Source organism: Bradyrhizobium sp. Pa8 (assembly GCF_052588265.1).
In genome coordinates this window covers 2,639,114-2,652,148 of sequence record NZ_CP176767.1, presented here as the reverse complement: position 1 = coordinate 2,652,148, position 13,035 = coordinate 2,639,114, and the positions used below count along the sequence as shown (strand labels likewise).

The following is a 13,035-nucleotide window of genomic DNA, read 5'->3' as shown; positions in this document are numbered from 1 at the left end:
GCCAATGGAATCAGACATCCGAACTTGCCTCGGGCCGGTCCTTGGGCGAAATTGCGGTCATGTTCGCGGCACCACGCCCGCCGCGCGAAGATGGGAGTCATCGATTGTCGCCGACCCGCGTAACGCATCCGCCAGACGACAGTCGCGGTGAGCATTTCCGGGTCCGGATCGAGGGATTCGGCGTCGGCACCTGGGATCTTGACCTGACGACGCGCGAGCTGGAGTGGTCTGAAACCGCGAGGATGCTGCTCGGTATCGAGCGGGGCCAGCCGGCCAGCTACGACCTCTTCCTGTCGCGCCTCGAGCCCGGCGACCGCGCGCGCGTCGAGAACGCGATCAAGCAGGTCTCCGAGCATGGCGGCGGCTTCGACGTCTCCTTCAGGATTTCCGCCAACTCCGGCCGAGGCAAATGGATCAGGGCCCGCGCCGGCTTGATCCGGGACGATTCCGGCGTCGCGCGCCATCTCAGCGGCATCTTCCTCGATATCGACGAGGAGAAGCAGGTCGAGGAAGCCCTGCGCACGCGTGAGACCCACCTCCGCTCGATCCTTCACACCATTCCCGACGCCATGATCGTCATCGACGGCCGCGGCATCATGCAACTGTTCAGCACCGCCGCCGAGCGCCTGTTCGGCTGGTCCGAGCAGGAGGCGATCGGCCAGAACGTCAGCATCCTGATGCCGGAGCCCGACCGCACCCGCCACGACAGCTACATCGCGCGCTATCGCAGCACGAACGATCCGCACATCATCGGCATCGGCCGCATCGTGACCGGCAAGCGCCGCGACGGCACGACCTTTCCGATGCACCTGTCGATCGGCGAGATGCAGTCCGGCGGCGAGCCCTATTTCACCGGCTTCGTCCGCGACCTCACCGAGCACCAGCAGACCCAGGCGCGGCTCCAGGAATTGCAGTCCGAGCTCGTCCACGTTTCGCGGCTGACCGCGATGGGCGAGATGGCCTCGGCGCTTGCCCACGAGATCAACCAGCCGCTGGCGGCGATCAGCAATTACATGAAGGGATCGCGGCGACTGCTGGCCGGCAGCACCGATCCCAACACGCCGAAGATCGAAAGTGCGATGGATCGCGCCGCGGAGCAGGCCTTGCGCGCCGGCCAGATCATCCGCCGCCTGCGCGACTTCGTCTCCCGCGGCGAGTCCGAGAAGCGGGTCGAGAGCCTGTCCAAGCTGATCGAGGAAGCCGGCGCGCTCGGGCTTGCCGGCGCGCGCGAGCAGAACGTGCAGCTCCGCTTCAGCCTCGATCCCGACGCCGATCTCGTGCTCGCCGACCGCGTGCAGATCCAGCAGGTGCTGGTCAACCTGTTCCGCAACGCGCTGGAAGCGATGGCGCAGTCGCCGCAGCGCGAGCTCGTCGTCGCCAACACCCGCGTCGGCGACGACATGATCGAGGTCGAGGTGTCCGACACCGGCTCCGGCTTCCAGGGCGACGTCATTCCCAACCTGTTCCAGACCTTCTTCACCACCAAGGAAACCGGCATGGGCGTGGGACTGTCCATCAGCCGCTCGATCATCGAGGCTCACGGCGGACGCATGTGGGCCGAGAGCAACCCATCAGGCGGCGCGACATTCCGCTTCACTCTCCCGGCAGCCGATGAGAATTGATCCATGACGACCAAGGGACATGTCTACGTCATCGATGACGACGAGGCGATGCGGGACTCGCTGAACTTCCTGCTGGATTCCTCCGGATTCGGCGTCACCCTGTTTGACGATGCGCAAGCCTTCCTCGATGTCCTGCCCGGCCTCGCCTTCGGCTGCGTCGTCTCCGACGTGCGCATGCCCGGAATCGACGGGATCGAGCTGTTGAAGCGGATGAAGGCGCAGCAAAGCCCGTTCCCGATCCTGATCATGACCGGTCATGGCGACGTGCCGCTCGCGGTCGAGGCGATGAAGTTAGGGGCGGTCGACTTTCTCGAGAAGCCGTTCGAGGACGACCGCCTCACCACCATGATCGAGACGGCGATCCGACAGGCCGAGCCGGCAGCGAAGAACGAGGCGATCTCGCAGGACATCGCCGCCCGCGTCGCCTCCCTCAGCCCGCGCGAGCGCCAGGTCATGGAAGGGCTGATCGCGGGCCTCTCCAACAAGCTGATCGCCCGTGAATACGACATCAGCCCCCGCACCATCGAGGTCTACCGGGCCAACGTCATGACCAAGATGCAGGCCAATAGCCTCTCGGAGCTGGTCCGGCTGGCGATGCGCGCCGGGATGTTGAAGGATTGAGGCAGGTCAAGATCATTCTCCCGGGCCGTGCTAGCCAAATGGGATGATCGAGATCGGCTCGCACCATCAGCGGCTTCCAATGACGTCATCGGCAAAGCCCACCGTCTACGTGGTCGACGATGATGCCGCCGTGCTGGGATCCCTGCAATTCCTGCTGGAAACCGACGGCTTTGCCGTGCGGACCTTCAGGAATGCCACGGCCCTGCTCAATGCCGGCGGCGCGCAGGGGGCGGACTGCTACGTGATCGACTACAAGATGCCCGACATCAACGGCATCGAGCTGGCCGGCCGGTTGCGCCAGTCCGACGAGGGCACGCCCGTGATCCTGATCACCGGCTATCCCGATGGGAATATCTCGGCCCGGGCGGCCGCCGCAGGCGTCAAGGACGTTATTTTGAAACCGCTTCTCGACGAAACCCTGGTCAAGTCCATCCGCCACGCCATCCGGGGCGACCGCGGCAACTGACCTACGGGGTTCTACGTAGGTAAACCCCCTTAAGATATCTCGCGAAATTTTCGAAGCGCCCGATACCTCGTACCAAAGCGTCATCACAACGGAGATGGCGCAGATGCTGACCGAGACGCTCAACACCCAGGCGATCAACACGCAAGTTCGTGGCAAGATCGCTCCTGCCCATCCCGTCTCCGATCAGTTCGGCGCGATCGCCGGCCATGTCGGCCTCGTCGCCACCGAGTTCTCCTACCGCAAGGACGAGGAAATCTACGGCGAGGACGAGCCGGCAGAGTATGTCTACCAGGTCATCACCGGCGCGGTGCGCAGCTACAAGCTGCTCTCCGACGGCCGCCGCCAGATCGGCTCCTTCCATCTTCCCGGTGACGTGTTCGGCCTTGAATCCGGTCCCAGCCACCGCCTCGCCGCTGAAGCCATCATCGATACGACCGTGCGCCTGGTGAAGCGCGCGAGCCTGGAGAAGGCCGCCGGCACCGACGTGCAGGTCGCCCGCAAGCTCTGGGCCATGACCGCCGGCGAACTACGCCACGCCGAAGACCACATGCTGCTGCTGGGCCGCAAGACCGCGATGGAGCGCGTCGCAACCTTCCTGCTCGAGATGGACCGCCGCCTCGCGGTAGCCGGCATGATGGCACTGCCGATGTGCCGCCGTGACATCGGCGATTATCTCGGACTGACGCTGGAGACCGTGTCGCGCGCGCTGTCGCAGCTTCACGCCGAGGGCATTTTGGGATTTTCCGGCGCCCGCCAGATCGTGCTGCGCAACCGTCAGCGCCTGCACAATCTCGACGCCTGATTTCTGTCTTCCTCCCCACCCACTTGGCCGGCTGAATTCGTTCAGCCGGCCATTTTCTTTGGCGCGATCATGCCGGTGCGCCGGGTTTCCGGCATCACGAAGAGGATCAGCAAAAGCCCGGTCGCGGCGACGCCGGACAGCCCGATGAAGGCGGTGGCATTGCCGAACTTGTCGCTGACATAGCCGCCAAGCGCCGTGCTCAAGGACGCCCCGATGCCGGTCGCGGTCCCGACAATGCCTTGCGCCAGATTGAAATGGCCGCTGCCGAAGGCGACGTCGGCCACGATCAGCGGGATCATCACCGCAAATACCGCCGCCGTGATGCCGTCGAACACCTGCACCGCGACCAGCAGATAGGGATCGCGCACGGTCGCAAACAGAAGGCCCCGGATCGTCAGCGCGGCGAACCCGATCAGCAGCAGCGGTCGCCGGCCCCAGAGCTGCGCCTTGCGCCCGACCGTCGGCGACAGCAGCGCGACAATCGCCTGCGGCACGACGATGCAGAAGGCGACGAGCACCGTCGCCCACTGGCTCGACCGCGCCGTCACCGCGCTCGCCATCAACGGCATCATCGCGGCGTTCGCCAATTGCAGCAGCAGCACGCTTAGCGCGAAGACGATGAGCGGGCGTTGCCGGATCAGGTGCCAGATATTGGTGTCGCCTGGAACCGGCGCCTCGCGCGGCATCTCGCCGTGACAGCGCGCGATGTCGACTTCCTCCTCGCGGATGCGCGACAGCGCGATCAGGGTCGGAATCGCCAGCAGGAAGGTGACGAGGAACACCGAGCGGCTCGACAGCAGATAGCCGGCCGTGCCCATCACGGCGGCGGCGACGCCGTTGCCGAGGGACGCAAAGCGCGCATTGCGGCCGAGCCGCTCGCCGATCGCAAGCGGACCGACGAGACCGAGGCTGATCGCCGCGATCGCCGGCCCCAGCACGCAGCTCGCCGCCGCATGCAGCGTAGCCGCGGCCACCACCACGGGGAAGATCGGCATCGCCGCGTAGGCGAGCGCGCACAAGCCGATGGTCGCGATCGCAAGGGCCGCGACCAGCCGCTCTGACTTCGCTGCATCGATGATCGCGCCACCCGGCATCTGCCCGATCAGCGCGACGATGCCGCCGATCGACAGCACGAGGCCGATCTCGACCTGGGTCCATTTCTGCGTCGTGAGGTAGACCGCGATGAAGGGGCCGAACCCGGTCTGCACGTCGGCGAGGAAGAAGATGAACCAGTCGAGGCCGCGCAGGCTCTGGCGCGACGGCGCCGGAAGGCCCGCAGGCGGCGGCGCGGCAACGTTGTACCGTTCAACGCGGTTATCGCGATCTGCGTGGTTCGGCTTCCTCGACAACAGCACCGGCGGCCATCCCTCCCCGCGCCTCACTGAATCGCTTGCAGCGGCTGCAGGCTGCCGGACGCGCCGAGCACCACCATCGGCGTGTCTTCCTTGTATTCCGGCGCGGCTGCGACCTGCGCCTTGGTCAATTCCAGCGTGATGCTGTCCTTCTTGTTGGCAATCTTGCCGAACCGCATCGCGTTCCAGTCCACCACGATCTTGCGGCTGCCGACGCCGAGGAAGCCGCCGAAATCGATCACGGCGGCGCGCACATGGCCGGTGCGGTCGACGATGATGTCGACAATTCGGCCCATGTCCTCGTCGGCTGCGCTGCGCACGTCACGGCCGAGCACGCCATGGGCGTCGCTCGCACCGATGATGGTCACCGACGGCGGCGGCGCGGCGTCCTTCGGCGTGACCGGCACGGTGGAGGCCGGCGGCTGCACCGTCGCCGGCGCGTTCGCTTCGCTGGGGGGCGTCGTTGGGCCCGCGGGCGGTTCCTCCGCGGCACGCGATGCGGCGACCGTCAATCCCGCGACGATCGCCACGCTCAGAACCAACCATCCGGCGGTACGCATGAACCCTCCTCCCGGCGCGCCGCTAGCGCGCCAGCACGATCGAGACCTGGATCTGGCCGCGCGTGCGCAAGACCTCCAGCGCGACGTCGTCGCCGTGACGACTGACGCGCAGATCCACGCTGGAATTGCCCAATCGCAGATCGCGCAGGATCACCTCGTTCAGGAACGCCGGCAGATGCGGATTGCGCAGGCGAATCTCGCCGCGCGCGACGTCGAACTCGATGCCGAGCGCGGCCTCCAGCAGCGTGAATGGCGTCGCGCTGGCCCAGGCCTGCGGCGCGCAGGCGACCGGATAGAGCGTCGGGCCACGCCGCTTCTCGCGCCGGAAGCCGCAGAACAATTCGGGCAGCCGCCGCAGGTCCATGTAGGTCGCCGCGTCGAACAAGCCCTTGAAGACATGCGCCACCGAATGCTTGAGCCCGTAGCGTGCGAGCCCGAGCGCGATCAGCGCATTGTCGTGCGGCCAGATCGAGCCGTCATGATAGGACATCGGATTGTAGCGCACCTCGCCGACAGCGACCGTGCGGATGCCCCAGCCCGAGAAGAAATGCGGCTGCATCAAATCGGCGGCGACAAGACGCGCGCGGTCCTCGCGGATCATCCCGCTGAACAGCACCTGCCCGGCATTGGACGTCCGTACCTTACAGGGCCGTTTCCTACCGTCGAGCGCGAGCGCATAGGTACCGAGCTCCTCGCACCAGAATGCCTTTTCGAACCGCTCGGCCAGCGCCTTGGCCTCGGTCTCGAGCTTTTTGGCGAGGTCCGGCTTGCCGAGCCGCAACGCGCAACGTGCGGCGAGCCGCTTGGCGGCAAAGACGTAACCCTGCACCTCGGCAAGGGCGAGATTGCCTTCCGCAAGCTGGCCATCGGCATGGAAGATCGCGTCATACGAGTCCTTCCAGCCCTGGTTGGCGAGGCCCTTTTCGGTGGCGCGCTGGTATTCGACGAAGCCGTCCCTGTCGGGGTCGCCGGGCCCGTCGATCCAGGCCAGCCCCGCCTCGATCGCCGGCCACAGCTCGGTCAGGGTCTTCTCGTCGCCGGTGCGCTCGAAATAGCTTCCCGCGAGCAGCACGAACAAAGCGGTCGAATCCACGCTGCCGTAATATTGCGCGAACGGCACCTCGCGGAGCGCAGCCATCTCGCCGCCACGCATCTCGTGCAAAATTTTTCCGGGCGCCGCATCGTTCAGCGGATCGACCGTCTCTGCCTGAAAATGCGCGAGCCGCCGCAGCACGCCCTTCGCGACCCGCGGATCGATCCACAGCATCTGGAGCGCGGTGATCAGGCCGTCGCGGCCGAACGTGGTCGAGTACCAGGGAATGCCGGCATAGGGATAACGCCCCTGCGGCGTCTCCGTCATCAGCATGTTGAGGTCGGCCATGGCCTGGCACAGCACCTCGTTGAAGATGTTGTTCGACGTCTCGATGCTGGCCATGCCCGTCGTCGACTGGCGCATCTCGCGGCGATGGGCGAGCAGGCCCCTGAAAAAGCGCGCGGGCTTCTCCGCGATCGGCCGATTGCAGGACACCGCCACGAACAGCGATTTCGACTGATGCGGGTCCAGGTCGAGCTGCCAGGTCGCGGCATTCACCGACAGCCGCGTCGGACGCGGGTCGAAATGCAGGCCGGTGGTACGCTCGGCATCGTCAAGGCCGCGATAGTGGAACAGCACGTCGGTCGGCCCGAGCAACTTGCTGGTGCCGGTCCCGCGGTGCGCGCGCCGCTCGCCGCGCACCTCGAACAGATCAGCAAAATCGCTGTCGAACAGCAGCGTCAGCTCCGGGCTGGCGCGACGGTCGCCATGGTTCTGCACGCCGATGCGCTGATAGGCCGTGCCGCGCCACAGGAAGATCGTGCGCACGATGTGCAGCAGGTCCTTCTGGAGCACGATGCGGCCCTGCCGATAGATATCGGGATTGGTGAGATCGACGGTCAGGGCCGAATTGTCGTCGCGCAGATTCGAGCCGAGCAGCAGCGGCTGGAGATCGTCGAGCACGAGCTCCAGCCGCGCCAGATAGCGCGTATCGCAGTTGAACAGGCCGTCCGGCCCGCCGGCGGAGGCGCCGATGTCGCCATGGCTGTCCAGCACGATGAAGGTGTCGTCGTGCTTGAGCGACCGACGGGGCCGCGCGGCGGGCCCCGTCATCGGAATATAGAACGCCTGCTCCGCGACGGCCTCCTCCGTCTGCGCTACCGAGATGATCTGGGTTACGGCTTCGGCTGCCATGAGCTGCTCCCCTGCGGCCAGTTTTTCGAACGCGACCAACGCAAACGCAACTGTTGGACTTACGCGGCGAACTTCGCCAGCCGGCTCATCTCCTGCGTCACCAGCTCGCGGTAGGGGCCGTGGCCCTGCATCAGGCGGTCGGGCGCGCCGTCCTCGACGATCTTGCCATTCTTCAGCACCAGGACGCGATCGAAATTGCGCAGCGTCGCCAGTCGGTGCGCGATCGCGATCACGGTGCGGCCGCGCATCAGCCGCGACAGCGCCTCGCGGATCGCCTCCTCGGATTCGCTGTCGAGCGCGGCGGTGGCTTCGTCCAGCAGCAGGATCGGCGCGTCCTTCAGGAAGGCCCGCGCGATCGCGATGCGCTGGCGCTGGCCGCCGGACATCTTGACACCGCGGTCGCCGACCATGGTGTCGAGACCTTCCGGCAGGCTGTCGATGAAATCGCAGCGCGCCGCGATCGCTGCGCGCAGCACCTCGTCGTCGGTCGCGTTCGGACGGCCGTAGCGGATATTCTCGCGGATGGAGCGGTGGAACAGCGAGATATCCTGCGGCACGACCGAGATGGCCTCACGCAGGCTCAGCTGGGTCACCTTGGAAATATCCTGGCCATCGATCGTCACGCTGCCTTCATCGACATCGTAGAACCGCTGCAGCAAGGTGAACAGGGTCGATTTCCCTCCGCCCGACTGACCGACCAGGCCGACGCGCTGGCCGGGCTGAAGCCGCAGGCTGAACCGTTCAAAGATCTTCTCGCCGCCGGGATAGCCGAAGGTGACGTTGTTGTACGCGATCGCGGCGCCGCTCTTCATCAGCGGCTCAGCCTCGGGATGATCGCGCAGCTCATGCGGCACGAGCAAGGTCGCGATCGCCTCGGTCAGGCGCGCGACGTGCTGCGTGACATCGACCAGCGCCACCGCGAGGTCGCGCGTCGCATTGAGAATGGAGAGGCCGAGCGTGCAGACCAGCACGACATCGCCGGTGGTCGCCTCGCCCTGCTGCCAGAGCGTGATCGCCCAGGCCATCAGCGCCACCGTCAGGACGACTGTCACGCCGGCATGCGTGAGCCGCAGCTTTTCCAAATAACGCAGGCTACGGCCACGCGCGGTCAGTTCCCGATTCACCGTCGCGTCGAACCGCTCGTGCTCATGGCCGATGCCGCAGAAGGCGCGGACCAGCGGCATGTTGCTGATGACGTCGATCATCTCGCCGTCGACGACGGCTGCCTTGTCGGCAAAGTCGTCATGCAGCGGCTTGCCGGCTGCAGCCAGATGGAACATCGCTATCACCATACCGCCCGCGACCACGATCAGGCCGAGTGCCATATAGGGACTGACGGTTCCAATCAGACCGATGGCCGCAATTGTGGCGATGCACGGCGGCAACACATTCCAGACGAACATGTTCTCGACCGTGAACACCGCGTTCGAGGTCGCAGTGATACGACTTGTCAGCATGCCCGGCATGCGATCCGAGAAGTAGCTCGGCGCGTGTCCGGTCAGATGACGAAATATGTCACGGCGTAAATCGCCCGTGACACGAACAAAGGTGAAGCTCGCGGTCCAGCTCGCGATCCGCCACAGGAAATTGTCGGCCGCGATCAGCGACATGAGTAAAATGAATGCCAGCCATACGCTGCCACCGTGTGATGTTCCCGCGGACAGGCTGTCGACGAGGGATTTGACGCCGTATTGCGTGCCCACGGAACAGGCAACGGCTGCAACGACAGCGGTCAGGATCACGAGATGCGATGCCGGCCGTCGTCGCAGATAGCGCAGAACAAAGGCAAATGGCCTGCGCGCGTAACCAGAAAGATGATCCATGTGACTGCGACCCCGTCGTATTGATTTCGATTTTTCTATTAGCCGATTGAACATCGACCGCTTCGCCTCGGTTCCGGGCCAGGCCATCACGACATGCGGATGCGGACGATGTGAGAAGAGGAGATGGCAGCATCGCGGCCGACTGAAGTGTGTCGAAGAAGTAACGTTCGTTGAAGGAACTTCGCAATTGCGAGAACGTTCCCTCGTCTGGCATGCCGGTGGCGAGACACGGCGGGGGTTTAACTTCCATGATCACAGAGGAGATGGCGAGATGCGCATCGCGCAGGTAGCTCCGTTGACGGAGGCTGTTCCACCCAAGCTGTATGGCGGCACCGAGCGGGTGGTACACTGGTTGACGGAGGAATTGGTTGCCCTTGGACACGATGTGACCCTGTTCGCCAGCGGCGACTCGCAGACGTCGGCGAAGCTGGACGCACTTTGGCCGCGGGCGCTTCGTCTCGACGGTTCCGTGCGCGATCCCAACGCGCTGCATATGGTGCTCCTGGAGCGCGTGCGGCAAAAATGTGACGACGAGGAGTTCGACTTCCTCCACTTCCATCTCGACTACTATCCGTGGTCCTTGTTCCACCGGCAGCCGACTCCGTTCGTGACCACGCTGCACGGCCGACTCGACCTGCCGGAGCATCAGCCTGTCTTCAACACCTTCTCCGAGATGCCTGTCATCTCGATCTCCAACGCGCAGCGCAGGCCGGTGCCGCAGGCGAACTGGGTGACGACGATCCACCACGGCCTGCCGGAGAACTTGCTGACACCGAAGGCGGCGAAGCAGGAATATCTCGCCGTGCTCGGCCGCATCGCGCCCGAGAAGGGCGTCGACCGCGCCATCAAGATCGCGATGCATTGCGGCATCCCGCTGAAGATCGCGGCCAAGGTCGATCGCGCCGACCAGGACTATTACGACGAGCTGATCAAGCCGATGATCCATAACAATCCGCTGGTCGAGTTCATCGGCGAGATCAGTGACCACGAGAAATCGGACTTCCTGAGCGGCGCGCTCGGCCTCCTGCTGCCGATCGACTGGCCGGAGCCGTTCGGCCTCGTGATGATCGAAGCGATGGCCTGCGGCACGCCGGTCGTCGCCTTCAACCGCGGCTCGGTGCCCGAGATCATCGACGAGAGCCTCACCGGCTTCGTGGTCGAGGACATCATCAGCGCCGCCGGCGTCGTCAAACGCCTCGCGCAACTCGATCGTGCGGCGATCCGCAAGCAGTTCGAGACGCGCTTCACGGCGCGGCGGATGGCGCTGGATTATCTCGCGGCCTATCGCAGCCTGACCGAAGCGCAGGCGCCGCGGATCAAGCTGGTCAGCAGCGCGGAGTAAGGGCCGCTTTCACCTCACGACACACTGTCATGCCCCGGCTTGACCGGGGCATCCAGTACTCCGCGGCTTCTCGGCTCAAGCACTGCGGTCTCTGGAATACTGGATCGCCCGGCCAAGCCGGGCGATGACAGCGAGGGTGCGGAGGGCGATGCCAGCGAGAACGAGGCGAGCGGTGGCCCTAACTGACCACCGCCCGCTTCGGCTCGACGATCTCGAACATGCGCGGGAATTCGTCCATCAGACCCATCAGCTCGGCGAGCTTCATCGGGTTGCCCGCGAGCTTGATCTTGCCGGCGGCGACCGCTTCCGGAAAGCTCGTCAGTTTCGCAATGACTTCATCGAGCGTTGCCCGCGCGAGCGTGAAGCTCGCGTCCGCATTTTCCGCCTGCACGCCTTCGGTATAGGTCAGCGCAGAGTTTTCCAAATTGAGCGCGAAGATCTCGCCGGTATCGGAAAAGCTCCAATTCAGCACGATGTGCTTGCCCTCGGCCTTGGGGCCATTGAGCCGAATACCGAGCACGTCCCAGAGCTGCTCGGTGCGTAGCGCCGCCAGCGTCTCGCGGGGCATCGGCGGCCGCGGCGGGGTCTTCGGCATGCCCTGACGCAGCTCCTGCGCGCCGAACAGATAGGCGTTGCGCCAGGTCGAGCTCTCGGTGGCATAACCGAGCTGCTCGAGCGTATCCGCGAGCAGCGCACGCGCCGCTTCATTCTCCGGCTCCGAGAAGACGAGATGGCCGAGCGCCTGCGCGACAAAGCGGAATTCGCCTTTGTCGAAGTCCTTGCGTGCGCGCGCGAGGATGGCCTCAGCGCCACCCATGTACTCGACATACTTCTTGCCGGATTCCACCGGCGGCAGCGGATCGAGATTGACCGGATTGGCATCGTACCAGCCGAGATATTTCTGGTAGATCGCCTTCACGTTATGCCGGATATGGCCGTAATAGCCGCGGCCATGCCAGGCGCCCTCCAGGCTCTTCGGCAACTGGATCGTCTCGGCGATCTCGGCGGCGGTGAGGCCGTGGTTCATCAGGCGGATGGTCTGGTCATGCGCGAACTTGTAGAGATCGCGCTGCTGCCGGATCATCGTGCCGATCCGCTCGCGCCCCCACACCGGCCAGTGATGCTGGCCGCACATCGCCTCCGCCTTGCCGTCCCAGAGCCGCAAGGCCTCGTTGAGGTACTTCGACCACGCCAGCGCATCGCGCACGTCGGCGCCGCGGAACGGCAGCAGATTGTGGAAATTGTGCGTGCAGTTCTCGGCGAGGTTCAGCAGCTTGTAGCGCGGGAGGAAGAAATGCATCTCCGCCGGCGCCTCGCTGTTCGGCGCCATCTGGAATTCGAATTCGACGCCGTCGATCACGCGCCTGTCGCCGGTCGCCATGATCAGATCGGTCGGGCGCAGCAGCGCGACGGCGCCCGCCGCCATCGACTTGCCGAGCCCGTTGTCGACCTGCCCGCGCACGCCCTTCGCAAGGAACGGGCCGAACTGATATTGCGCCCGCCGCAGCATCGCCGGTCCCGCGATGATGTTCTCGGAGACGGCGTGTTCCATGAACAAGTTCGGCGCGATGATCGGCACGCGCCCGGTCGCCAGCGCATCCTCCTCCAGCACGCCGCGTGCGCCGCCCCAGTGGTCGGTGTGGGTATGCGTGAAGATGACCGCCGCGACCGGCCGCTGGCCGCGGTGCTTGAAGTAAAGATCGAGCGCGGCACGCGCGCCCTCGATCGAGGTCAGCGTGTCGACGACAATGACGCCGCTGTCGCCCTCGATCAGCGTCATGTTGGCGATATCGAGCCCGCGCACCTGGTAGACGCCGGGCACCACCTCGAACAGCCCATGCTGCATGTTGAGCCGTGACTGCCGCCACAGGCTCGGATTGACGGTCGGCGGCGCCTGCTCGGACGACAGGAAGCCGTAGGGCTTCAGGCTCCAGACCGTCCGCCCTTGCGGGTTGGTGATCTCTGCATTCTCGAGCGTGCCGAGGAAGCCGCGCGCGGCATCGTCGAAATCCCGCGTGTCGGAAAACGGCAGCGCATTCAGCATCGCATCATGCTGCGCGATGACGGACGGTGTTGCGTCCTTCGGCTCGTTGCTGGATGCGTCTGTCATGTTTGCTTCCTCCCGACCGTGTCCGCGGCATCTAACCGCATCTCGCGGGTGATTGCTATCGCTGGCGTGGGCAAGGGAGACGATACGTGCGCTGCTGCTTCTTCCCTTCT

Annotated in this window: 10 protein-coding genes; 5 read left to right on the top strand and 5 right to left on the bottom strand. The window is 65.2% G+C overall.

Annotated features, from left to right (window positions below; translation table 11 throughout):
* Nucleotides 1-104: 104 nt before the first annotated feature.
* The 4 genes from fixL to ACKWRH_RS12030 all read left to right on the top strand — a co-directional run bounded on the left by fixL (nt 105) and on the right by ACKWRH_RS12030 (nt 3,511).
* The gene (gene fixL / locus ACKWRH_RS12045) at nt 105-1,622 is read left to right on the top strand and encodes a sensor protein FixL (protein ID WP_445220695.1); all 1,518 of its coding nucleotides are present in this window, start codon (nt 105-107) and stop codon (nt 1,620-1,622) included.
* Between the two features lie 3 nt (nt 1,623-1,625).
* A complete protein-coding gene (fixJ, locus tag ACKWRH_RS12040; RefSeq protein ID WP_028150099.1) occupies nt 1,626-2,243 on the top strand; it encodes a response regulator FixJ in 618 nt (205 codons plus the stop codon).
* Nucleotides 2,244-2,286: 43 nt separating this feature from the next.
* Complete coding sequence (locus ACKWRH_RS12035; RefSeq protein ID WP_445220694.1) at nt 2,287-2,709, top strand: response regulator; 423 nt, start codon at nt 2,287-2,289, stop codon at nt 2,707-2,709.
* Nucleotides 2,710-2,812: 103 nt separating this feature from the next.
* Nucleotides 2,813-3,511, top strand: coding sequence for a helix-turn-helix domain-containing protein (locus ACKWRH_RS12030; RefSeq protein WP_445220693.1), 699 nt, complete (start codon nt 2,813-2,815; stop codon nt 3,509-3,511).
* 41 nt (nt 3,512-3,552) lie between these two features.
* On the opposite strand, the gene ACKWRH_RS12025 is transcribed toward ACKWRH_RS12030, so the two are convergent.
* The 4 genes from ACKWRH_RS12025 to ACKWRH_RS12010 are packed head-to-tail and all read right to left on the bottom strand — an operon-like array spanning nt 3,553 to nt 9,473.
* Entirely contained in the window at nt 3,553-4,866 is a 1,314-nt protein-coding gene (locus ACKWRH_RS12025) for an MFS transporter (RefSeq protein WP_445220692.1), read from the bottom strand.
* Between the two features lie 23 nt (nt 4,867-4,889).
* Nucleotides 4,890-5,423 (bottom strand): PRC-barrel domain-containing protein, encoded by a 534-nt coding sequence (locus ACKWRH_RS12020; RefSeq protein WP_445220691.1) that lies wholly within the window; start codon nt 5,421-5,423, stop codon nt 4,890-4,892.
* A gap of 22 nt (nt 5,424-5,445) precedes the next feature.
* The gene (locus tag ACKWRH_RS12015; protein WP_445220690.1) at nt 5,446-7,650 is read right to left on the bottom strand and encodes an amylo-alpha-1,6-glucosidase; all 2,205 of its coding nucleotides are present in this window, start codon (nt 7,648-7,650) and stop codon (nt 5,446-5,448) included.
* A 59-nt stretch (nt 7,651-7,709) separates the two neighbouring features.
* Nucleotides 7,710-9,473 carry an ABC transporter ATP-binding protein gene (locus ACKWRH_RS12010; RefSeq protein ID WP_445220689.1) on the bottom strand — a complete coding sequence of 588 codons (1,764 nt, stop codon included), beginning with the start codon at nt 9,471-9,473 and terminating at the stop codon, nt 7,710-7,712.
* Between the two features lie 271 nt (nt 9,474-9,744).
* Between ACKWRH_RS12010 and ACKWRH_RS12005 the strand changes: the two genes are divergently transcribed.
* Nucleotides 9,745-10,815 carry a glycosyltransferase family 4 protein gene (locus tag ACKWRH_RS12005; protein WP_445220688.1) on the top strand — a complete coding sequence of 357 codons (1,071 nt, stop codon included), beginning with the start codon at nt 9,745-9,747 and terminating at the stop codon, nt 10,813-10,815.
* A gap of 178 nt (nt 10,816-10,993) precedes the next feature.
* Here the strand turns inward: ACKWRH_RS12005 and ACKWRH_RS12000 are convergent, their stop codons facing one another.
* Nucleotides 10,994-12,925, bottom strand: a complete 1,932-nt coding sequence (locus ACKWRH_RS12000; protein WP_445220687.1) for an alkyl/aryl-sulfatase — start codon at nt 12,923-12,925, stop codon at nt 10,994-10,996.
* Between the last annotated feature and the right edge of the window lie 110 nt (nt 12,926-13,035).